The following is a 20,664-nucleotide window of genomic DNA, read 5'->3' as shown; positions in this document are numbered from 1 at the left end:
CATGACGGCGAGGTCGTTCCTCCCCATCTGTCATCGGGACCTGAGAGGTTCGCCATGACCGCGCGCGGGACATGGGTTGCACCTTGGGTGGGACCACCGTCGCCGGCGGTCCGCTTTTCAGATGTGCCTCGCCCGCGCGGTAACGGGGCCTGAGAGATTCAAGGGAGGGACTTGCTCCTTCGGCGCCCCAGGCGACGTACGACTGGGAACTCTCCCGCGCGGATTCAAGCGGCCGGTATGCAGTTAGGCGGGCACATCATCGCACAGGCTTTGTAACAGGCCTGTGGCTGGACGCGAACCGAACCGCGAGACACCGTGCATTACCTTCTCTTTACGTTCAGTGGGGAGAACCTTTCCTGACCCCGCAGGGAGGACGATCACGGTGACAAGGACCACGGTGTACGCCACGACCTCGGCCGTAGCGCTGCCCAAGCAGCCCTCGGCCCCGGCCAGAGAGGCATGCCAGGCCCGCCCGGCACCGGTCGTCCGCGACCTCCGCGAGCGCGCGGGGCACAGCCCGCACGGACTCCGCTTCGGCCCCCGCGACCTGGTCGTGGTCACCGGCCTGCCCGGCAGCGGCAAGTCCACGCTGATGCGGCGCGCGGTGGCGGGGGGCAACGGGGTCCGCGTCGACAGCCAGGACACCCGGGACCGCTGGGACGCGCGCATGTCCGGAGTCCTGCCCTACGCGACCTACCGCCCCCTGGTCCGCCTCGCCCACTACGCCGGACTGCACCGAGCCCTGCGCTCCGCGTCCGGAGCCGTCGTGCACGACTGCGGTACGCAGACCTGGGTGCGCGGCTGGCTGGCCCGGGCGGCCGGGCGCCGGGGCGGGGCGCTGCACCTGGTGTTCCTCGACGTCAGCCCGGACACCGCGCTCGGCGGGCAGCGCGAGCGAGGGCGCGGGGTCTCGCGGTACGCGTTCCTGCGCCACCGTCGGGCCGCCGCGCGCCTGTTGCGCGCGGTGGAGCGCGGCGAACTGCCGCACGGTGTCGGCTCGGCGGTCCTCCTGGACCGGGACGCGGCGGACGTGCTGCGCCGGATCGACTTCGCGGACTGAGCCGCTAGCCTTTTCAGCCACAGCAGGGTTACAGCAGGCGGTTTCACCAGCAGGCGGTAGGTAGATGGACTTCCCGGCGGACTTCCCCGGTCAGGCGTACCCCCACCCGCATCCGCACGGCGGATGGCCGGGCAACGAGCTGGAGGAGGTGCTCTCGGTGTCCCTCGGCATGCCCTCGGCAGGCGGCCGGATCGTCGAGGTGCTCGGCCGCAGCTTCGTCTGGGTCCCGCTCCCCAGCGGCGGCGGCCCGCAGAGCGGCCCCCTGGACCTGCCGACGCTGGACATCGAGGGGCAGGCGTACGTCCCGGTCTTCAGCTCCGAGGAGCAGTTCCGCCAGGTCGTCGGCTCGCATCTGTCGTTCACCATCGCGCCGGCGGTGGAGTTCGCCCGCGGGCTGCCGCCGCAGGTCGGCATCGCGGTGAACCCGGGCGGCATGGTCGGCGTCCCGCTCCCGCCGCTCGCGGTGGCCGAGCTGTGCCGCATCGGCCGCACCGCCCTCGACGGCCCCACCAGCGGCGGCCGCGTCCGCCTCTTCGAACCCGACTGGCAGGACGACCCTGTCGACTTCCTCGCCGCCGCCTCCGCCGAGTTCGCCGCGATCGGCGTGGTCGGCTCGGCCCGCCGCTGCCTGGCTTCGATCGAAACAGCCGCCCCCGTGATGTTCGTAGGCGTAGAACTGACCAACTGGGACGGCGACTTGAGAGCGGCCCCGATGGAAGCGCTCGCCCGAGCCCTGGGCCAGGTAACGGTCCAGTGGCAGGTCAACCTGGTCCTCCTGGACGTGACCCAGGACCCGGTGGCGGACTGGATGCGCCAGACAGTGCGCCCCTTCTATACACAGGGTCACTAGAAGTCGGCCCAAGGGCCAACTCCCCAGGGGCGCGGGGAACGGCGCGACCAGCCACACTCGACCCGCACTCGCCAACGCACACAAGGCCCCCACCCCTCGGGCGCTTAAGCTGTTTCCCAACGCAGGCCAACTACCAGAAGGGGCGGTACACGTGAGCGCCAGCGGCACAGCGACCGGCCAGGTCGAGCACATGCTGCGCCAGGTGACGCCCGGGCGCTACGACGCCTACGAGGCGCTCCTGCGCGCCCTCGCGACCCCCCACTCCGGTCAGATCTGGATGCTCCTGTGGCACGGCCAGTCAGGCTCCCCGGACGCCCAGTACGGAAACATGCAGGTCGACAAGTACGGCTACGCCCCCTGCGTCACCTCCGCCCAGGAACTGTCGGCGAGCGGCTGGAACCGCTCCTACGAGGTGGTCGACGGCCTCGACGTGGCCCGCACCCTCTACCCCGACCACTTCGGCCTCTGGCTCAACCCGCACGCGCCGGGCGGCGGCGTCGGCATCCCCTGGCTCGACCTCCGCCGCATCGCCACCGGCCTGGAACGCCAGCCCGCAGGGCCCCTGCGCCTGTCGGAACCGGGCATCGAGGTCCCGCAGTTCTACGCCCTGCTCACACAGAACGCCCACCGCACCCCGGCGGTCCGCGCCCTGCGCCGCGCCTGGGTCCAGCCCGCGCTCGGAGCGCCGTATCTCGCGATCGGTCTGGACGTCTACGACACCAGCCCGCCCGCCGTCGACTCGGTGCGCGGCATGATGCAGCAGTCGATCGGCGCGGTCCCCGACGGACTGCCGGTGTCGACCGTGGCGATGTCCGACGAGTACGACCCGGTCGCGCTCTGGCTGCGGGCGAACGCCCGCCCGTTCTACGACCGTGAGGCCCACGCGGCACCCGCTCAGGCGGGCGGGTACGGATACCCACCCGTCCGTGGTGGATACTGAACCCGCGAGTCCTCTTCCCAGCTTCTCCGCAGGATTTACGTCTACGACACATTTCTTCGCGCGTAGACGGCGGTGTGGTGCCCCGAAAGACGCCGAATCTCTGTTCTGTCCCAAGTGTCCGGCGTCCGGGGTGCGTTACCCACTGTTCGGATAACGGAATCCCTAGTTAAGCATCACGGTTGCGCATACTTTCGCCGTCAGACCTGGCGGGTGATCGCAGCCACGCTGAAGACTCGCGACTCAGACACAGGGTCCAGGGACCCATGTCCACTGCAAGTCGACAAAGCCGCTAATCCGCGGCAGGCGTAAGCCGGTAACCACCGGCGAGAGGGGTCGGGTCACAGTGACCGCACCGATCGAGACCACGGGGGCGGAAGCCGGGGCGCAGCCGGAGGCTGTGCTGGCCGGCGCCGAGAAGGGGCAGATCGAGGGCCGTTCCCTTGGACAGATCGCCTGGACCCGGTTCAAGAAGGACAGAGTCGCCGTCGCCGGCGGCGTCATCGTCGTCCTGCTGATCCTGGTCGCGGCACTCTCCCGTCCGATCCAGTCGGTGTTCGGGCTGGATCCCGACGCCTTCCACCAGAACCTGATCGACGCCAACACCTCGCTGCCCAAGGGCGGTTGGGGCGGCATGAGCTGGGACCACCCGCTCGGCGTGGACCCGCAGTTCGGCCGGGACGTCGCCACCCGCATCCTCGAGGGCTCCTGGGTGTCCCTGGTGGTCGCCTTCGGCGCCACGATCCTGTCGAACGTGATCGGCACGATCCTCGGCGTCGTCGCCGGGTACTACGGCGGCCGGGTCGACTCGATCATCAGCCGTCTGATGGACACCTTCCTCGCCTTCCCCCTGCTGCTCTTCGCGATCGCCATCTCGGCGACCCTGCAGGGCGGTGCCTTCGGCCTCAACGGCCTGCCGCTGCACCTGAGCGTGCTGATCTTCGTCATCGGCTTCTTCAACTGGCCCTACCTGGGCCGGATCGTCCGCGGCCAGACCCTCGCCCTGCGCGAGCGCGAGTTCGTGGACGCCTCCCGGGGCATGGGCGCCAAGGCGCCGTACATCCTCTTCCGGGAGCTGCTGCCCAACCTGGTCGGCCCGATCATCGTCTACTCGACGCTGCTCATCCCGACGAACATCCTCTTCGAGGCGTCCCTCAGCTTCCTCGGGGTCGGTATCCAGCCCCCGCAGGCATCCTGGGGCGGCATGCTGCGGGACGCGGTCACCTATTACGAGGTCGACCCCGCGTACATGATCGTGCCCGGCCTCGCCATCTTCGTGACCGTCCTGGCGTTCAACCTGCTGGGCGACGGTCTCCGCGACGCTCTCGACCCCCGCAGCCGCTAGGGCCCGCACCCGAGAGTCCATCAAGTTTCCGACAATGGAGGAAGCAGACCATCATGCGAAGGTCAGCGCTGGCCGCAGTTGCGGCCATCGGCTCCGCGACACTGCTCATGGCAGGTTGCAGCAAGGCCGATGACAGTAAGAGTGACAACGGTGGTACCAAGGCGGCTGGGGCCAACGCAGCGACCAAGGACGTCGTCAACGCCTCTACCCACAAGGGCGGGACGGTCACCTACGAACTGTCCGACGTTCCGGACTCGTTCGACCCGGGCAACACGTACTACGCGTACATGTACAACTTCAGCCGGCTGTACGCCCGTCCGCTGATGACGTTCGAGCCCGGCCCCGGTTCCAAGGGGAACACCCTGGTCCCGGACCTCGCCGCGAGCAAGGGTGTCTCCAGCGACGGCGGCAAGACCTGGACGTACAAGCTGCGTTCGGGCCTGAAGTACCAGGACGGCACGGCGATCACGTCCAAGGACGTCAAGTACGCCGTGGAGCGTTCGAACTTCGCGCGTGACGTGCTCTCCCTCGGCCCGAACTACTTCCAGCAGTTCCTGGTCGGCGGCAAGGACTACAAGGGCCCGTACAAGGACAAGAGCGCCGAGGGCCTCAAGTCCATCGCGACGCCCGACGACACCACGATCGTCTTCCACCTGAACACGGCCTTCCAGGAGTTCGACTACCTGGTCGCGGCGCCGCAGACGGCTCCGGTGCCGCAGGCGAAGGACACCGGCGTCGACTACGTCAAGAACATCGTGTCCTCCGGCTCGTACCAGTTCCAGAGCTACCAGGACGGCAAGCAGGCCGTCCTCGTGCGCAACAAGAACTGGAACGCGGCGACGGACCCGCTGCGCAAGCAGTACCCGGACAAGATCGTCGTGAACCTGAAGGTCAACGCCGACACGATCGACAAGGACGTCCTCGCGGGCAACGCGATCGACATGGGCGGTACGGGTGTCCAGGCCGCGACCCAGGCGCAGCTGCTGACCTCGGCCGACAAGAAGGCCGGCACGGACAACACCTTCGGTGGCCGTCTCGTCTACATGGCGATCAACACCAAGGTGAAGCCGTTCGACAACGTGGCCTGCCGCAAGGCCGTCGAGTACGCCATCGACAAGGTCTCCGTGCAGACCGCCGAGGGCGGCCCGATCCGCGGTGAGATCGCCACCACCGTCCTGCCGCCGGACATCACCGGCTACGAGAAGACCGACCAGTACGCCACCACCGGCAACAAGGGTGACGTCGCCAAGGCCAAGGAGCAGCTGAAGGCCTGCGGCAAGACGTCGATCTCGACGAACCTGTCGGCCCGCAGCGACCGTCCGCAGGAGATCTCCGCGGCCACCGCGATCATCAACTCGCTGAAGGCCGTCGGCATCAACGCCAGCCTGAAGCAGTACCCGTCGGGCAAGTACTTCACCGACTACGCGGGTGTCCCGAAGTTCACCGAGCAGCAGAACATCGGCCTGATCATGATGCAGTGGGGTGCCGACTGGCCCTCCGGCTACGGCTTCGAGCAGCAGATCCTGAACGGTGAGGCGATCGGTGCCTCGGGTAACACCAACCTGTCGCAGTACAACAACAAGACGGTCAACAACCTCCTCGCCAAGGCCATCGGCACCGAGGACGTCGCGACCCGCAACAGCATGTACGCCCAGATCGACAAGCAGACCATGAGCGATGCGGCCCTCGTTCCGCTGACCTACTTCAAGGTTCTGCTGGCCCGTCCGGCGAACTACAGCAACCTGGTGTCGACGGCGGCCTTCAGCGGCCAGTACGACTACCTCAACATCGGCACCACGAAGTAGTCGTAGCCCCGGAAGGCAGGTGAAGGCATTGGTGCCCGCGGGCTTTGCGGCCCGCGGGCACCAGCGCCGATCCCCGTGATCTCGTACATTCTCCGTCGGACGGTCGCAGCGGTGATCCTGCTGCTGGTCGTCTCCGCGGTCACCTTCGGCATCTTCTTCCTGCTGCCACGGCTCGCCGGCCAGACCGCGGACCAGCTGGCCCAGCAGTACATCGGGAAGAGCCCGTCCGCGGCGGACATCGCCGCGGTCAAGCACAACCTCGGTCTGGACCAGCCCCTTTACCTGCAGTACTGGCACTTCATCAAGGGGATCGTGGCGGGCGCCACCTACAACCTCGGCCCCACCACGGTGCACTGCGACGCGCCCTGCTTCGGCTACTCCTTCAAGGACCACGTCGAGGTCTGGCCGCAGCTCACCTCCCGCCTTCCGGTCACCATCTCGCTGGCCTCCGGCGCCGCCGTGCTCTGGCTGCTGTCCGGTGTCACGGTCGGTGTGATCTCCGCGCTCAAGCCGCGGTCGTTCTTCGACCGCGCCTTCATGGGCGTGGCGCTCGCGGGTGTCTCGCTGCCCATGTTCTTCACGGGCAACCTGGCCATCCTGCTCTTCACGTACCAGTGGCCGATCTTCGGCCGCACCTACGTCCCGTTCACCGAGAACCCGGCGCAGTGGGCCAACACCCTCTTCCCGGCGTGGTGTTCGCTCGCGCTCCTCTACTCCGCCATCTACGCGCGGCTCACCCGCTCGGGCATGCTGGAGACGATGAACGAGGACTTCATCCGCACGGCCCGCGCCAAGGGCCTGCGGGAACGCAACGTCGTCGTCAAGCACGGTCTGCGGGCCGCCCTGACGCCGATCATCACCGTCTTCGGCATGGACCTCGGTCTGCTGCTCGGCGGCGCTCTGATCACCGAGTCGGTGTTCTCCCTGCACGGCATCGGCCAGTACGCGGTGCAGTCGATCGAGAGCAACGACCTGCCCCCGATCCTCGGCGTGACCCTGCTCGCAGCGTTCTTCGTAGTGATCGCAAATCTCCTGGTGGACCTGTTGTACGCCGCCGCCGACCCGCGGGTGAGGCTCTCGTGACCGACCTTGATCCCCTGTCTGCGACTGGCGCCGCAGTGGGCGAGCCCGTCAACTCGCCCGGCAAAGCCCCGAGTTCGTTCCTGGAGGTCCGCGACCTCAAGGTGCACTTCCCGACCGACGACGGCGTGGTCAAGTCGGTCGACGGGCTCAGCTTCTCGCTGGAGAAGGGCAAGACCCTCTCCATCGTGGGCGAGTCGGGCTCCGGCAAGTCCGTCACCTCGCTGGCGATCATGGGTCTGCACCGGCTCGGCCCGCGCGGCAAGAACGTGCGGATGACCGGCGAGATCTGGCTCGACGGCCAGGAGCTGGTCAACGCCTCGCCGGACGACGTGCGCAAGCTCCGCGGTCAGCAGATGTCCATGATCTTCCAGGACCCGCTGTCCGCGATGCACCCGTACTACAAGATCGGCGACCAGATCGTCGAGGCGTACCGGGTGCACAACGACGTCAGCAAGAAGGTCGCCCGCACCCGCGCGATCGAGATGCTCGACCGGGTCGGCATCCCCGAGCCGGCCAAGCGCGTCGACGGCTACCCGCACGAGTTCTCCGGCGGTATGCGGCAGCGCGCGATGATCGCGATGGCCCTGGTCAACAACCCCGAACTGCTCATCGCGGACGAGCCGACGACCGCCCTGGACGTCACCGTCCAGGCGCAGATCCTCGACCTCATCCGGGATCTGCAGAAGGAGTTCGGCTCCGCGGTCGTCCTGATCACCCACGACCTCGGTGTCGTCGCCGAGATCGCCGACGACGTCCTGGTCATGTACGGCGGCCGGTGCGTGGAGCGCGGTCCCGTCGACGAGATCTTCGAGAAGCCGCAACACCCGTACACCTGGGGCCTGTTGGGCTCGATGCCGCGCATCGACCGGGAGACCTCGGAGCGGCTCATCCCGGTCAAGGGCCAGCCGCCGAGCCTCATCAACGTCCCCTCGGGCTGCGCCTTCCACCCGCGCTGCCCGTACGCGGACATCCCCAAGGGCGACGTCACGCGAACCGTGCGCCCCGAGCTGGAGCTGGTTCCCGGCGGGCACTGGTCCGCCTGTCACCTCCCGGCTGAGGACCGTACGCGGATCTGGACCGAAGAGATTGCGCCGAAGCTGTGAGCGATACGAACAAACAGGCCGCCACCGCGGTCGTACCGGAGCAGGCGGCCTCCTCGGGGGACCGTGAGGTGCTGCTCAAGGTCGAGGGCCTGAAGAAGCACTTCCCCATCAAGAAGGGGATCCTGCAGCGCCAGGTCGCCGCGGTGAAGGCCGTCGACGGCATCGACTTCGAGGTGCGCAAGGGCGAGACCCTGGGCGTCGTCGGCGAGTCGGGCTGCGGCAAGTCGACCATGGGCCGGGTCATCACCCGGCTCCAGGACCCGACGGGCGGCTCGATCCACTTCGAGGGCCAGGACATCACGACCCTGAACGCGGCGGGCATGCGTCCGCTGCGCCGGGACATCCAGATGATCTTCCAGGACCCGTACGGCTCCCTGAACCCCCGGCACACCATCGGCTCGATCGTCTCGGCGCCGTTCCGGCTCCAGGGCGTGGAGCCCGAGGGCGGGGTGCGCAAGGAGGTCCAGCGCCTGCTGGAGCTGGTGGGTCTGAGCCCCGAGCACTTCAACCGCTACCCGCACGAGTTCTCCGGCGGCCAGCGCCAGCGCATCGGCATCGCCCGCGCGCTCGCCCTCAAGCCCAAGCTCGTGGTGGCGGACGAGCCGGTCTCGGCGCTCGACGTGTCGATCCAGGCGCAGGTCGTCAACCTCATGGACGACCTCCAGACGGAGCTCGGCCTGACGTACGTGATCATCGCGCACGACCTCTCCGTCGTCCGCCATGTCTCGGACCGCGTCGCGGTGATGTACCTCGGCAAGATCGTCGAACTCGCCGACAGCACCAAGCTGTACGAGTCGCCGATGCACCCGTACACCAAGGCCCTGATGTCGGCCGTGCCGGTGCCGGACCCCAAGCGCCGGGGCGCCAAGAGCGAGCGCATCCTGCTCAAGGGCGACGTCCCCTCGCCGATCTCCCCGCCCAGCGGCTGCCGTTTCCACACGCGCTGCTGGAAGGCCACGGAGATCTGCCGGACGGCGGAGCCCCAGCTGATCGAGCTCCGGCCCGGCCAGCAGGTCGCCTGCCACCACCCGGAGAACTTCGCGGACCAGGCCCCGCAGGACACGGTCCTGCTGAGCGCCGCGAAGGAAGCGGTGGAGCTGGTGGGCGCGGCGGTCCTGGAGAAGTCGGCGGAGCCCGAACCGGAAGCCGAGGTCGCGGCTGTGACCGAGGCGGCGGAGGTGGCTGCGCCCGCCGCGACCGAGAAGCCGGCGGAGCCGACGGCGCCTGTCGTCGCGGAGCCGGCTGCCGCCGAATCCGTGGCCGACACGGAGGAAGCCGCTGCGGAGGCGCCCGCCGCCGAAGCCCCGGCCACCTCCGAGGAGACCCCCGAGGCCCCGGCCCCCGCTTCTCCCGAAGCGGAATCCGGCGATCAGGAGTCAACTGCCAAGTAGCACATGACGAGTTGGTAAAGTCATGTTCATGGCGAAACGGGAGAGTGCAGAGTCGAGCGCGTCCGTCTGATCGGAAACGCACCCGAAGGGACGACTCATGGCACTCTCCCGTTCGGCACGTCTGGGGGCCCTCGCGACAGCGGCGGCCTCTTTTCTTGTCATCGCCGCTTCCTCCGCCCCCACCCCCGGCGCCGACGGCATCGGTGACCCCTACTTCCCGCAACTGGGCAACGGCGGCTTCGACGCCCGGCACTACGCCCTCGATGTCGCCTACAACCCGGACACCGACCGCCTCGACGGCCGTACGACACTCACGGCACGCGCCACCCAGAACCTCTCCTCCTTCGACCTGGACCTCCAGAAGCTGGAGGTCACGCAGGTCCAAGTGAACGGAAGACGGGCCCAGTTCACCCGCACCGGCGACGAACTGCGCATCACCCCGCGGGACTTCCTCCGCAAGGGCAGGGACTTCACGGTCGCCGTCACCTACGGCGGTGTCCCCGAACCCCTCAACGGGCCCATCGTGTTCGGCTCCGACTACGGCTGGATGAAGACCCCCGACGGAGTCTTCGTCGCCTGCGAACCCAACGCCGCCTCCACCTGGTTCCCGTCCAGCGACCACCCCTCCGACAAGGCCACCTACGACATCCGCATCAAGGCCCCCAAGGGCCTCACCGGAGTCTCCAACGGCCGGCTCGTCTCGACGTACAGCAAGGGCGACTCGACGTACACCCACTGGCGCGAGAGCAAGCCCATGGCGACCTATCTCGCGACCGCCACCATCGGGAAGTTCGACGTCAAGACCGGCAAGACCCCAGGCGGCATCCCGATCTACGTCGCCATCGACCCCGTCCTCGCCAACAGCAACAGCGTCGACGTGTACGCCGTGACGGCCGCCGCCACCGACTACTGGTCGCAGCTCTTCGGGCCGTACCCCTTCGAGGAGACCGGCGCGATCGTCGACGACATGCCGGAGGCCGGGTTCTCGCTGGAGGTGCAGAGCAAGCCCGCCTACTCGGCCGTGCGCAACGAGACGACGATCGTGCACGAGCTGGCCCACCAGTGGTTCGGCGACTCCGTGTCGGTCGCGCACTGGAAGGACATCTGGCTCAACGAGGGCTTCGCGACCTACGCCCAGTGGCTGTGGGCCGAGCACCAGGGCACCCGCACCGCGCACGACTCGTTCCTGGCCGGCTACAACTCCCGCCCCGCCGACAACGCCTTCTGGCAGACCGTCGTGGCGGACCCGCAGCGGGACACCATGTTCGCCTCGGCCGTCTACCAGCGCGGCGCGATGACCCTCCAGATGCTCCGCGAACGCATCGGCGACACCGCGTTCTTCAAGCTGCTCCCCGCGTGGACCAAGCTCCACCGCTACGGCAACGGCGACACGGCCGGGTTCATCAAGCTTGCCGAGAAGATCAGCGGGCAACAGCTCGACGACCTGTTCCAGACCTGGCTGTTCACGCCAGGGAAACCGACCCTGTAACCCTTGCTTTGAAAGGGAGGCACCCTTCTGTAGGTAAGAATGTGGGGTGCTTCAGCAACTGTTCAGTCCCTCCGTCCAGCACACGCTCGACCTCGTCGGCATCTTCGTGTTCGCCATCTCCGGCGCGCTGCTGGCCGTCCGCAAGAACTTCGACGTGTTCGGCATCGCCGTGCTCGCCGAGGTCACCGCGCTGGGCGGGGGGGTCTTCCGGGACCTCATCATCGGGGCCGTACCCCCGGCCGCCTTCACGGACCTGGGCTACTTCAGCACCCCGCTCTTCGCCGCGCTCCTCGTGTTCTTCCTCCATCCGCACGTGGAGCGCATCCAGGCCGGCGTCAACGTCTTCGACGCGGCCGGCCTCGGCCTGTTCTGCGTCACCGGCACCGTGAAGGCGTACGACTACGGGCTCGGCCTGACCGCCTCGGTGGCCCTCGGTCTCGGGTCCGCCGTCGGCGGCGGTGTGCTGCGGGACGTCCTGGCCAACGAGACTCCCTCCCTGCTCCGTTGGGACCGCGACCTGTACGCGGTCCCCGCCATCGTCGGCGCCACCATGGTCGCCGTCTGCATCCGCTACGACGTGCTGGGCCCGTTCACCAGCGGGCTCGCGGTCGTCACCGCTTTCGTGTTGCGCCTGCTCGCGATGCGGTTCCACTGGCGAGCTCCGCGTGCGTGGAACCGGAGGTCGACCGTCCGTGAGGAGTAGCCGATCCGGTCTTCGCGTGCGGGTGGTTCTTGCCCATCTCCAGGGTCAGCCAGCGGAAGACCGCCTTCACCTGCGGCCGCCACAGCGCCATCGTGTGACCGCCGTCGCTGCGCGGCAGGAACACCACGTGCACGGTCGTCGGAGCCTCGGCGACGGACGCCAGGGCGGTGCCCGCCTGGTAGCCGTCGCCGGACTCGCCGGAGATGTACAGCGCGATCGGCGGCGGGGTCTTCTTCGCCTTCAGCAGCAGGTACGGGTTGTTCGCGGCGCGCAGGGCCGGGCTGGCCGCGGCGAGTGAATTGCGTTCGCCGATCGGGTCGTTGTAGCCGGACATGCCCACGGCCGCGCGGTAGCGGTCCGGGTGGGCGACGGCGAGCTTGACCGCGCAGTGCGCGCCGGCCGAGTAGCCGGCCACCGCCCAGCCCGAAGGGGCGGGCTCCGCGCGGAAGTTGTCCATGACCATCTTCGGTACGTCGACGCTCAGCCAGGTGTCGGCGTTGACCGTGCCGGTGATGTTGGCGCAGCCCGTGTCGACGCCGGCCAGCAGGTTGGTGCGCGGGGCGACCAGGATGAAGGGCGCGACCCGGCCGCTCTTCATCAGCGGCATCAGCTGCTCGTTCGCGTGCAGCGACCCGAACCAGGCCTTCGCCGAACCGGGATAGCCCGGCAGCAGTTCGACCACCGGGAACTTGTGGTGCCGGTAGGCGGGCTCCTTGTACTGCGGCGGCAGCCACACGTACACCTCGGCGTTGACACCGGAGACCTGGCCCTTGAGCTGGGTGACCTCGACCCCGCCGGCCGCGCGCATGCCCGGGCCCTCGGCGGGAGAGAAGTCCTGCTTCACCTTGGGCAACCGTTTCAGCGAGATGTTCCCGGTGCCGTTCTTGCCGAGGTTGGCGGCCTGCTGGACGTGGTTGCCGGTGCCGAGGAGGTCGGCCCAGTTGTCGTAGAGGTTGTTCTGGTTGTTCACCATGACGAACACCAGGGTGACGGCCGTCGCCTGGGCGAACAGCAGCATCAGGGCCCGTGCCGCCACGCGAACGGCCTTGGGGCCGCGCATCCGCGACCACAGCACGAGCGGCAGTATGAGGGCGACGATCGTCAGCACGACTGCGGTGTAGAGGAACGAGGTCCCGGTGAGGCTCATGTCCCCAAAGAGGGGGATCACGGGCCGCGGGTCACGGACGAGTTCGGACACTTACCAAGAAATTGCCGGTTCCTCACCCGGTCGGCGGACAACCGGCTGGTGTTTTCATATGCCCGCAACAACAAAGCTACCGCTTAGTAATGTCATGTTGTACGGTTCATCCATGCGAGAAGCAGCACCCGCCCCGGCACCCACGCGGGCCGCACCGGCCACGATCGGCGACAGTGAGTTCGACCGCGACACGGCGGTCACGCGCCGCGCCCCGGGCGTCTACGACATCGACCTCTCGGCCGGCTGGACGATCATCAGCGCGGTCAACGGCGGCTACCTCCTCGCCGTCCTCGGCCGAGCCCTGGCGGACGCGCTCCCGCACAGCGACCCGTTCACGATCTCCGCGCACTACCTGACGGCGTCCCAGCCGGGCCCGGCGGTCATCCGCACGGACACGGTCCGCACCGGCCGCACGCTGTCCACCGGCCAGGCGTCCCTCTTCCAGTACGACGAAGAGGGCGGGGAGATCGAGCGCATCCGAGTCCTGGCCTCCTACGGCAACCTGGACACCCTCCCGGACGACGTCCGCACGACGGCACGCCCGCCGGTGTTCCCGCCCATGGACCAGTGCTTCGGCCCGCAGGACGCCCCGGCCCCGGTCCCCGGCAGCTCGGCGATCGCCGACCGCCTGATGCTCAAGCTCGACCCGTCCACCCTCGGCTGGGCCCTGGGCGCCCCCTCCGGCAAGGGTGAGATGCGCTCCTGGTTCGGCCTGGCGGACGGCCGCGACGCCGACCCGCTGTCCCTTCTCCTCGCGGTGGACGCCCTCCCTCCCACGGCCTTCGAGATCGGCCTGAAGGGCTGGGTCCCCACGGTGGAACTCACCGTCCACGTCCGAGCCCGCCCGGCCCCGGGCCCCCTCCGCGTCTCCATCACCACCCGCAACCTGGCCGGCGGCTTCCTGGAGGAGGACGCGGAGATCTGGGACAGCGCGGACCGACTCGTCGCGCAGTCACGGCAGTTGGCACGGGCGAGGCTGGGCTGAGGGGCGTGCGGTTCGACGGGGGCGCCAACTCCCTTTGGGGGAGGGCTTCTTCGGGTGTCGGTTCGGTCGAGGTGCAGAGGGACCGGCGGGGTTTCAGGTGCGGACCGCGATCTCCGTGGCGCCGTACTCGATCCGCGGCCGTCGGCCTGCGGCCGCCGGCACATCGCCCGCGCCGGACTCAGCCGAGCGGCTTCCGGCCCAGCCAAGCCGCCAACTGCCCGTAGGCGTCAGCTCCTTCGGGCGCCGGCTGTGCCGTGTCGAAGGGCGTGTCCGCGTCCCGTTCCTCGTCCGGCAGGACCCGGCGGGCGATGGCGAGGGCGAACTCGGCCAGTTCCGGGTCGAGTTGGACGGGGTGGCCCAGGGACTCCGAGAGGTCCCAGACGTGGGTGACGTTCTCCATGACGTAGCCGGAGAGGGCGACGCGGCCCGGGGCCTCGCCCCAGGGGACCTGGACCAGGGCGTCCAGGCGGGTGTCGTCCGCCCAGGCGGCGCGGACCCGGGTGCGGGCCTCGTCGTAGGCCGTCGGCCAGCCCTTGTCGTCGATGCCGTGGACGAAGGGGTGTACGGCCATGCCGTCGCCGCCCTCGCCGATCGTCGCGATGCGGTGGGTGCCGCCGGTGAGGTGGCTCAGGAGGGTGCGTACGTCGAACTCCGGGCAGGGGGTGGGGGAGGAGAGCTGGTCCGGGCGTACCGTCCTGATCAGGGCGGCGGCCTGCTCGGTGGCTCGGGTGTACAGGGGGCGGGGGTCGTTCGCGTTGGGGTTCATGGCAGTGATGGTGGATCCATAACCTGACAGTTTCCGTCAACATTTGCGCGGGGTTTCCGGGAGGCGGATCCTGGGGGCGTGAAGGCCGACCGACTGCTCTCGATCCTGTTGCTTCTGCAGACCCGGGGGCGCGTTCCCGCGCACGAACTCGCCGACCGGCTCGAGGTGTCGGTGCGGACCATCTACCGCGACGTCGAGGCGTTGTCCGCCTCCGGGGTGCCGGTGTACGCGGAGCGCGGGCGGCACGGTGGGATCGAGCTGCTCGCCGGGTTCCGTACGGACGTGACGGGACTGACCGCCGACGAGTCGCGCGCCCTGTTCATCCTGGCCGCGCAGGGCGCCCACGCCGCCCTCGGCCTCGACGCCGCGCTCGGTTCCGCGCTGCGCAAGGTGATGGCCGCGCTGCCGGCGCCGTACCGGCCGGCCGCCGAAGTGACCTCGCGGCGCATCCTCGTCGACGCCACGCGGTGGAAGGGCGGGCCTCAACCCGCCGTGGATCTGGACGTGTTGCAGGACGCGGTCTTCGCCGACCGGCGGCTTCGGCTGCGCTATCGGCACAGCGGGGCGAAGGAGCCGAGCACCTACACCGTCGACCCGTACGGTCTCGTCTCCAAGGCCGGTGTCTGGTACCTCGTCGCCGACCGTCGAGCGCGCCCCCGCCTCTTCCGCGCCGACCGCGTCCACTCGGCCACCCTCCTCCCCGACCCCGTGAAGCGCCGCCCGGGCGTCGAACTCGCCGACGCCTGGGAGGAGTTGCGCCGCCAGGTCGAGGAACGCCCCGGCGGACTCGACGTCACCGTCCGCGTCCGCCGCTCCCGCCTCGACATGTTCCTGCGCCTCAACGCCTCCTCGCTCGCCGAACTCCCCGAGGACGAGGGCGAGAAGGAGTGGGTGACGGTCCGGCTGTCCTACGGAGTCGTCCGTGAGGCACGCCAACTGCTCCAGTTCGCCGACGCGTTGGAGGTCGTATCACCGCCGGAGGTACGCGCGGAGGTGGCCGCGGCGGCCGCTTCTGTCACGGAGCTGTACCAGCGAGTAGGTGCGGGCCGAGAGTGAAGTAGCAGGTCAGAGCGGTCTCTTGGGCTGCCCTTTACTTCGCGCACAGGGTGGGGACAGGGCTCCGACAACGAAGGCTTAAGCGGCGTTGGTTGAGTTCCCGTCACAAGACATCCTCATCGTTTTTGGAGCTGTTTCTCATGAAGCGTGCGCGTCTCCTCCCCGCAGTGGCCCTGCTGGCGCTCTCGCCCCTGGCCCTGGCGGCCTGCGGTTCGAGCGACTCGTCGTCGTCCTCCGGCAGCGGCAACTCCGGTTCCACACAGTCCTGTTCCGCCTCCGGCATGCCCACCGGCAACGCCACGGCACGGCCCAGCGGCGCCCCCTCCGGCGCGCCCACGGGTGCCGCGGCCTCGGGCAAGCCGACGGGCCAGCCGACCGGCAACGCCTCCGGCATGCCGACCGGCGGCCCCGGCGGGGGCGGCGGGCAGGGCGGCCAGGGCGGCGGCCCCGGCGGCGGGTGCGGCGGTGGCCCGGGCGGCGGCCAGATGAGCGGGGCCCCGCAGCAGGGCTGACCGCGGCCCCGCACGACAGGGGCGGCACGCTCGTACACCGGGCGTGCCGCCCCTGTCGTATGTCCCGCGTGCGTGGTGGTCAGCCGAGCCAGTGCCGCCGCCCCACGCTGATCAACCGCATTTGCTGCTGGGCGAGTTGGGCCACCCGCTCGCGCTCCTCGGCCGGTGCCTCCAGCGCCTCCAGGAAGAGCGAGGCCGTGATGAGCATCTGGTCGACGTAGAGGTGGGCCAGCATCAGCAGGTCGTCGTCGCGCCAGCCCCGCGACTCGGGGTCCTTGGCGAGCTCGGCCTTCACCTCCTCGGCGAACCGGGCGAGTTGGTCCCGGATGGCCTCCCGCACCGGCTGCACCCCGCCGTGCCGCTCGCGCGCGATGAAGCGGACGTGCGCCGGATACGTGTCCACGTGATGGGCGATCAACTCGACGGCCCGCGTGATGCGTTGGCCGCTGTCCGCCGGGGCCACCGTCTGCCGGATCATCGGGTGCAGACTGCCCAGCGCCTCCTCGACGAGCGCGACCCCGAGGTCGGCCGTGGAGCGGAAGTGCCGGTAGAAGGCGGTCGGGGCGACGCCCACGGCCCGGGTGACCTCGCGCAGGCCGAGACTGCTCAGGCTCTGCTCCTCCAGCAGCCCCAACGCGGCGTCCAGCAACGCCTGTCGGGTCTTCTGCTTCTGTGCCTGCCGGATGCCGAGGGTGTGACTCATGTCATCCAGTTAACAACTGTTCTCCGTAATTGGAAAGTCGCCGGACGCGCTAGACTCAAGTTCAGTGAACAAGTGTTACTACAACCGTTCACCGAAACGTAACGAGAGCCGTCCCGGACGTCCCGGCCGACTCGGAGGGGGATTCATCCCATGCTGTTCCTCGTCGTAGCGCTCCTGCTGTTCGGCGTCGTGGTGGGCACCGTGGCCCACGCGCCGCTCGCCTTCACCGCTGTCGCCGCCACCGTCATCACCGTCTGGCTGGGCATCTTCGCGCTCCGCGAGCGGCACGGCCGCCGCAGCCGTACGACCGCCAACTGACCATCCGCGGCTGCCAGTCGACCGCCCGACCCACCATCCACCCGATCCTCGGGAGCCGAACCGCCATGCAACTCACCGCACCGGCACACAGCAGCACCACCGAAAACCCGCACGTCAAGCCCACCGGCCGTCGTGACGCCGACGGCATGGCCGTCGCGTCCTTCATCCTCGGCCTCGTCGGTCTGCTCGTGCTCAACGTCTTCCTCGGCCCGATCGCCATCGCCCTGGCCGGCGTGGCGCTGTGGCGCGGCACCGGCCGCCGCGGCCGGGCCTTCCTCGGCCTGGGACTCGGCATCGCCGATCTGCTGGTCCTCGTGGCCTTCATGCAGCTGGACAGCACGGTCTCCTGGAGCTTCTAGGGGACCGGCCGGATCCCGTCGGGCGCCCGCCCCTCCGGGGTGCGCACCGGGGCCCGTAGAATCGGCGTCACCATGGCATACCTCGACCACGCCGCGACCACCCCGATGCTTCCCGAGGCAGTCGAGGCGATGACGGCCCACCTGAGCATCACGGGCAACGCCTCCTCCCTCCACGCTTCCGGCCGCAAGGCCCGCCGCACGGTCGAAGAGGCCCGGGAGACCCTCGCCGAAGCGCTCGGCGCCCGCCCCAGCGAGGTCGTGTTCACCTCCGGCGGCACCGAGGCCGACAACCTCGCGGTGAAGGGCCTGTACTGGTCCCGCCGCGACGCCGACCCGGCCCGCACCCGGGTACTGGCCAGCCCCGTCGAGCACCACGCCGTCCTGGACGCCGTCCACTGGCTGGGCGAGCACGAGGGCGCCACCGTCGAGTACCTCCCGGTCGACTCCTACGGCCGGGTCCGCCCCGAGGTGCTGCGCGAGGCGATCGCCCGCAACCCCGACGACGTCGCCCTGGCGACCGTGATGTGGGCCAACAACGAGATCGGCACGGTCCTGCCGGTGCGCGAACTCGCCGATGTGGCGGGGGAGTTCGGCATCCCGCTGCACGCCGACGCGGTGCAGGCCTTCGGTCAGATCCCCGTCGACTTCGCCGCCTCAGGACTCGCCGCGGCCACCGTCTCCGGGCACAAGATCGGCGGCCCGTACGGCATCGGCGCCCTGCTGCTGGGCCGCGAGTACACCCCCGTACCCGTCCTGCACGGCGGCGGCCAGGAACGCCATGTCCGCTCCGGCACCCTCGACGTCCCCGCGATCGCCTCCTTCGCGGTCGCGGGCCGGCTGGCCGCCGAACAGCGCGAGTGGTTCGCCCGCGAGATCGGCGCCCTGCGCGACGAGTTGGTCTCCGCCGTCCGTACGGCGGTCCCGGACGCGATCCTCGGCGGCGACCCGGTGGACCGCCTCCCGGCCAACGCGCACTTCACGTTCCCCGGCTGCGAGGGCGACTCCCTGCTGCTCCTGCTGGACGCCCAGGGCATCGAGTGCTCCACCGGATCGGCCTGCACGGCGGGCGTCGCCCAGCCCAGCCACGTCCTCCTCGCCACCGGCACCGATCCGGACCTGGCCCGCGGCACCCTGCGCTTCTCCCTCGGCCACACCTCCACGGAGGCCGATGTGGAGGCGGTCGCGAAGGCGATCGGCCCGGCGGTGGAGCGTGCTCGCGCCGCCGGGCTGACCTGAGGGCTGCTCCTCGGCGTCCCGCTTAACTCTCCGTCACCATGAGGGAGGCCATCATGCCCTCGTCCTCGTGCTGCAGGAGATGGCAGTGGAGCATGTACATATAGGTGTCGTCGGAGAAGTCGGTGAACTCCATGGCGATCTTGATCGAGCCGCCGCCGACCACCTCGTAGGTGTCGTACCAGCCGAGCTGGACCCCGGTGGGATCCTCGCCGTTGATGGAGATCAGCTGGTAGGGCACGTCGTGCAGATGGAACGAGTGTTCCAGCTGGGTGGAGTTCTGGATCGTCCAGATCTCCTTCGCGCCGACCGTCGTGCTGATCATCGCCATCGCGGCCATGGTGGTGCCCGCCGACCCGTTGATCAGCATGGTCGCGCCGCTCTGGCCCAGGGTGATCGTCCGGGCGGTGAAGTCGGTCGTGTCGTACCGGTCGATGGTGTTGAGGGTGGGCAGGTCGGCCGGGGTGTCGGTGCCGCTGGCCGTCACCGCGAGGACGTCGTAGGTGCCGCTGCCGCCGCGGATCCAGCCGGTGGTGATCACGGCCTGGAGGGTGGCGTCCGCGGTGAGGTCCATGACGAACTCGGCCCGGGCACCGGCCACCAGGCGGATCGTGGTCACCTCGGTGGCCTCGGTCAGATAGCCCTGGTCGGTGCTGATCTGGGTGAGGGTGCCGCCGTCGCTGCGCTGGATCACGATGATGTCGGACGGCGAGGCGTTCAGCGCGCGGAACCGGGTCCGGGTCTTGGTGGCGGTGAAACCGAGCGTGGTGGAGTCCACGTTGGTCCCGTTGAGCAGGAGGGGGAAGGTGGTGGTGCTCAGCCGGTAGCCGGCCGCGTCGTACTTGATGTCCCCGTCGGTGTCCACGGCGAGGGACTGGAAGATCAGCGGGACGTCGTCGACGCCGTAGTCGCTGGGCAGCGCGGTGGACGCGTCCGTGGAGTCCTCGACGATGATCATCCCGGCCAGGCCGTGCACGGCCTGCTTGGCGGTGGTGCCCAGGGCGTGCGGGTGGTACCAGAGCGTGGTGGCGGGGTCCTTGACCGTGAACGTGGGGGACCAGGTCGTGCCGTCCGCGAAGGCGACCTGCGGGCCGCCGTCCATCTTCGCGGGCACGTGGGCGCCGTGGAAGTGGACCGTCGTGTCCTCGCCGATGTCGTTGGTGATGTTGAGAAGGACCACGTCGCCGTTGGTCCACTTCAGGGTCGGGCCCAGGAAGTCCTGGTTGTAGCCCATCGTGCTGCTGGTGACGCCCGAGATCACCTCGTGGGTGCCGGTCTTGGCCTCCAGCGTGTACGTGGTGACGCCGTCGGTGGTGGTGCCCTCGAGGAGGTCCGGGATGGTGAGGGTGGCGTCCGCCGCGGAGGCCTTGCTCTTCGCCGCGCCGTTCAGCAGGGCGAAGGCGCCGCCGGCCGCCGCGACCGCCGCGATGCCGGTGCCGGCCATGCCGCCGAGGAACTTGCGCCGGTGCAGACCCTTGCCCCGGGCCGCGGTGTCCTTGCCGTGGTCGCGCTTCTCGGCCGTGTTCTTGCGGTGGTTGCCCTGGTTGTCTCTGTTCTGATCGGACGCGGGCTCGCTGGTGTGTGTCATGAGGCCAGAGATTTGACCTAAGGGCTGTGTAAAGACTGGGGGGTTGTTAGCAGTCAGCAGAGCAATCTATGAAAGATAAGCGTGCGGGCTCGCTCCCCAACTCCCCTTGGCTGAAAGCCGAGTTGGCGTGCCCCAGGTCACATCCGGAACAGGGGACGCATCGGACACCGCCGTGACTGA

At 69.3% G+C, this 20,664-nt stretch carries 20 protein-coding genes and 1 riboswitch; of the genes, 16 read left to right on the top strand and 4 right to left on the bottom strand.

Features of this window, described 5'->3' with window-relative positions; all coding sequences use genetic code 11:
• Positions 1-127 precede the first annotated feature (127 nt).
• Positions 128-227, bottom strand: a riboswitch (glycine riboswitch).
• Positions 228-376: 149 nt separating this feature from the next.
• The 10 genes from OO69_RS23925 to OO69_RS50315 all read left to right on the top strand — a co-directional run bounded on the left by OO69_RS23925 (position 377) and on the right by OO69_RS50315 (position 11,766).
• Entirely contained in the window at positions 377-1,060 is a 684-nt protein-coding gene (locus OO69_RS23925; RefSeq protein ID WP_033282856.1) for an AAA family ATPase, read from the top strand.
• A gap of 64 nt (positions 1,061-1,124) precedes the next feature.
• Positions 1,125-1,910, top strand: coding sequence for an enhanced serine sensitivity protein SseB (locus tag OO69_RS23920; protein WP_033282775.1), 786 nt, complete (start codon positions 1,125-1,127; stop codon positions 1,908-1,910).
• Positions 1,911-2,061: 151 nt separating this feature from the next.
• Positions 2,062-2,850: an enhanced serine sensitivity protein SseB C-terminal domain-containing protein gene (locus OO69_RS23915; RefSeq protein ID WP_033282774.1), complete on the top strand. Its 789-nt coding sequence runs from the start codon at positions 2,062-2,064 to the stop codon at positions 2,848-2,850.
• A gap of 343 nt (positions 2,851-3,193) precedes the next feature.
• Complete coding sequence (locus OO69_RS23910; protein ID WP_033282773.1) at positions 3,194-4,192, top strand: ABC transporter permease; 999 nt, start codon at positions 3,194-3,196, stop codon at positions 4,190-4,192.
• Between the two features lie 53 nt (positions 4,193-4,245).
• Entirely contained in the window at positions 4,246-5,997 is a 1,752-nt protein-coding gene (locus OO69_RS23905; protein WP_033282772.1) for an ABC transporter substrate-binding protein, read from the top strand.
• Between the two features lie 75 nt (positions 5,998-6,072).
• Positions 6,073-7,080, top strand: a complete 1,008-nt coding sequence (locus OO69_RS23900; protein WP_033282771.1) for an ABC transporter permease — start codon at positions 6,073-6,075, stop codon at positions 7,078-7,080.
• On the top strand, positions 7,077-8,183 hold the full coding sequence (locus OO69_RS23895; protein ID WP_106971101.1) for an ABC transporter ATP-binding protein: 1,107 nt from the start codon (positions 7,077-7,079) through the stop codon (positions 8,181-8,183). The genes OO69_RS23900 and OO69_RS23895 overlap by 4 nt, the downstream gene beginning before the upstream one ends.
• A complete protein-coding gene (locus tag OO69_RS23890) occupies positions 8,180-9,574 on the top strand; it encodes an ABC transporter ATP-binding protein (protein WP_033282770.1) in 1,395 nt (464 codons plus the stop codon). The genes OO69_RS23895 and OO69_RS23890 overlap by 4 nt, the downstream gene beginning before the upstream one ends.
• A gap of 97 nt (positions 9,575-9,671) precedes the next feature.
• Entirely contained in the window at positions 9,672-11,063 is a 1,392-nt protein-coding gene (locus OO69_RS23885; protein ID WP_033282769.1) for a M1 family metallopeptidase, read from the top strand.
• 46 nt (positions 11,064-11,109) lie between these two features.
• Positions 11,110-11,766: a trimeric intracellular cation channel family protein gene (locus tag OO69_RS50315; RefSeq protein WP_078652544.1), complete on the top strand. Its 657-nt coding sequence runs from the start codon at positions 11,110-11,112 to the stop codon at positions 11,764-11,766.
• Here OO69_RS50315 and OO69_RS23875 read toward each other — a convergent pair.
• Positions 11,675-12,913 (bottom strand): alpha/beta hydrolase, encoded by a 1,239-nt coding sequence (locus OO69_RS23875; RefSeq protein WP_033282854.1) that lies wholly within the window; start codon positions 12,911-12,913, stop codon positions 11,675-11,677. The genes OO69_RS50315 and OO69_RS23875 overlap by 92 nt on opposite strands.
• Before the next feature lie 163 nt (positions 12,914-13,076).
• Here OO69_RS23875 and OO69_RS23870 point away from each other — a divergent pair, with 163 nt between their 5' ends.
• Positions 13,077-13,949: a thioesterase family protein gene (locus tag OO69_RS23870; RefSeq protein WP_033282767.1), complete on the top strand. Its 873-nt coding sequence runs from the start codon at positions 13,077-13,079 to the stop codon at positions 13,947-13,949.
• 178 nt (positions 13,950-14,127) lie between these two features.
• Here OO69_RS23870 and OO69_RS23865 read toward each other — a convergent pair whose 3' ends face one another.
• Positions 14,128-14,715 carry a TIGR03086 family metal-binding protein gene (locus OO69_RS23865; protein WP_033282766.1) on the bottom strand — a complete coding sequence of 196 codons (588 nt, stop codon included), beginning with the start codon at positions 14,713-14,715 and terminating at the stop codon, positions 14,128-14,130.
• Positions 14,716-14,793: 78 nt separating this feature from the next.
• On the opposite strand from OO69_RS23865, the gene OO69_RS23860 reads away from it, so the two are divergent.
• Together OO69_RS23860 and OO69_RS51980 are read left to right on the top strand one after the other, a co-directional pair.
• Positions 14,794-15,771, top strand: coding sequence for a helix-turn-helix transcriptional regulator (locus OO69_RS23860; protein ID WP_033282765.1), 978 nt, complete (start codon positions 14,794-14,796; stop codon positions 15,769-15,771).
• A 140-nt stretch (positions 15,772-15,911) separates the two neighbouring features.
• Positions 15,912-16,283: a hypothetical protein gene (locus tag OO69_RS51980; RefSeq protein ID WP_033282764.1), complete on the top strand. Its 372-nt coding sequence runs from the start codon at positions 15,912-15,914 to the stop codon at positions 16,281-16,283.
• A 79-nt stretch (positions 16,284-16,362) separates the two neighbouring features.
• Here OO69_RS51980 and OO69_RS23850 read toward each other — a convergent pair whose 3' ends face one another.
• Positions 16,363-16,986, bottom strand: coding sequence for a TetR family transcriptional regulator (locus OO69_RS23850; protein WP_033282763.1), 624 nt, complete (start codon positions 16,984-16,986; stop codon positions 16,363-16,365).
• Positions 16,987-17,136: 150 nt separating this feature from the next.
• Between OO69_RS23850 and OO69_RS52545 the strand changes: the two genes are divergently transcribed.
• The 3 genes from OO69_RS52545 to OO69_RS23835 all read left to right on the top strand — a co-directional run bounded on the left by OO69_RS52545 (position 17,137) and on the right by OO69_RS23835 (position 18,899).
• On the top strand, positions 17,137-17,304 hold the full coding sequence (locus OO69_RS52545) for a hypothetical protein (RefSeq protein WP_033282762.1): 168 nt from the start codon (positions 17,137-17,139) through the stop codon (positions 17,302-17,304).
• Between the two features lie 65 nt (positions 17,305-17,369).
• A complete protein-coding gene (locus tag OO69_RS23840; RefSeq protein WP_033282761.1) occupies positions 17,370-17,663 on the top strand; it encodes a hypothetical protein in 294 nt (97 codons plus the stop codon).
• 72 nt (positions 17,664-17,735) lie between these two features.
• Positions 17,736-18,899, top strand: a complete 1,164-nt coding sequence (locus tag OO69_RS23835) for a cysteine desulfurase family protein (protein ID WP_033282760.1) — start codon at positions 17,736-17,738, stop codon at positions 18,897-18,899.
• Between the two features lie 22 nt (positions 18,900-18,921).
• Here the strand turns inward: OO69_RS23835 and OO69_RS23830 are convergent, their stop codons facing one another.
• A complete protein-coding gene (locus OO69_RS23830; protein ID WP_033282759.1) occupies positions 18,922-20,484 on the bottom strand; it encodes a multicopper oxidase family protein in 1,563 nt (520 codons plus the stop codon).
• Between the last annotated feature and the right edge of the window lie 180 nt (positions 20,485-20,664).

This window comes from Streptomyces sp. NRRL F-525 (genome assembly GCF_000716605.1).
Lineage (GTDB): Bacteria > Actinomycetota > Actinomycetes > Streptomycetales > Streptomycetaceae > Streptomyces.
Note: the sequence above shows the minus strand (reverse complement) of the source record. Positions and strands in the feature narration are given on the sequence as shown.

Excerpts from the sequence above, each read along its gene's own strand:
- OO69_RS52545 (WP_033282762.1), top strand. The coding sequence starts at position 17,137 with ATGCTGTTCCTCGTCGTAGCGCTCCTGCTGTTCGGCGTCGTGGTGGGC.
- OO69_RS23875 (WP_033282854.1), bottom strand. The coding sequence starts at position 12,913 with ATGAGCCTCACCGGGACCTCGTTCCTCTACACCGCAGTCGTGCTGACG.
- OO69_RS23920 (WP_033282775.1), top strand. The coding sequence starts at position 1,125 with ATGGACTTCCCGGCGGACTTCCCCGGTCAGGCGTACCCCCACCCGCAT.
- OO69_RS51980 (WP_033282764.1), top strand. The coding sequence starts at position 15,912 with ATGAAGCGTGCGCGTCTCCTCCCCGCAGTGGCCCTGCTGGCGCTCTCG.
- OO69_RS23850 (WP_033282763.1), bottom strand. The coding sequence starts at position 16,986 with ATGAGTCACACCCTCGGCATCCGGCAGGCACAGAAGCAGAAGACCCGA.
- OO69_RS23830 (WP_033282759.1), bottom strand. The coding sequence starts at position 20,484 with ATGACACACACCAGCGAGCCCGCGTCCGATCAGAACAGAGACAACCAG.
- OO69_RS23865 (WP_033282766.1), bottom strand. The coding sequence starts at position 14,715 with ATGAACCCCAACGCGAACGACCCCCGCCCCCTGTACACCCGAGCCACC.
- OO69_RS23905 (WP_033282772.1), top strand. The coding sequence starts at position 4,246 with ATGCGAAGGTCAGCGCTGGCCGCAGTTGCGGCCATCGGCTCCGCGACA.
- OO69_RS23835 (WP_033282760.1), top strand. The coding sequence starts at position 17,736 with ATGGCATACCTCGACCACGCCGCGACCACCCCGATGCTTCCCGAGGCA.
- OO69_RS23885 (WP_033282769.1), top strand. The coding sequence starts at position 9,672 with ATGGCACTCTCCCGTTCGGCACGTCTGGGGGCCCTCGCGACAGCGGCG.
- OO69_RS23840 (WP_033282761.1), top strand. The coding sequence starts at position 17,370 with ATGCAACTCACCGCACCGGCACACAGCAGCACCACCGAAAACCCGCAC.
- OO69_RS23870 (WP_033282767.1), top strand. The coding sequence starts at position 13,077 with ATGCGAGAAGCAGCACCCGCCCCGGCACCCACGCGGGCCGCACCGGCC.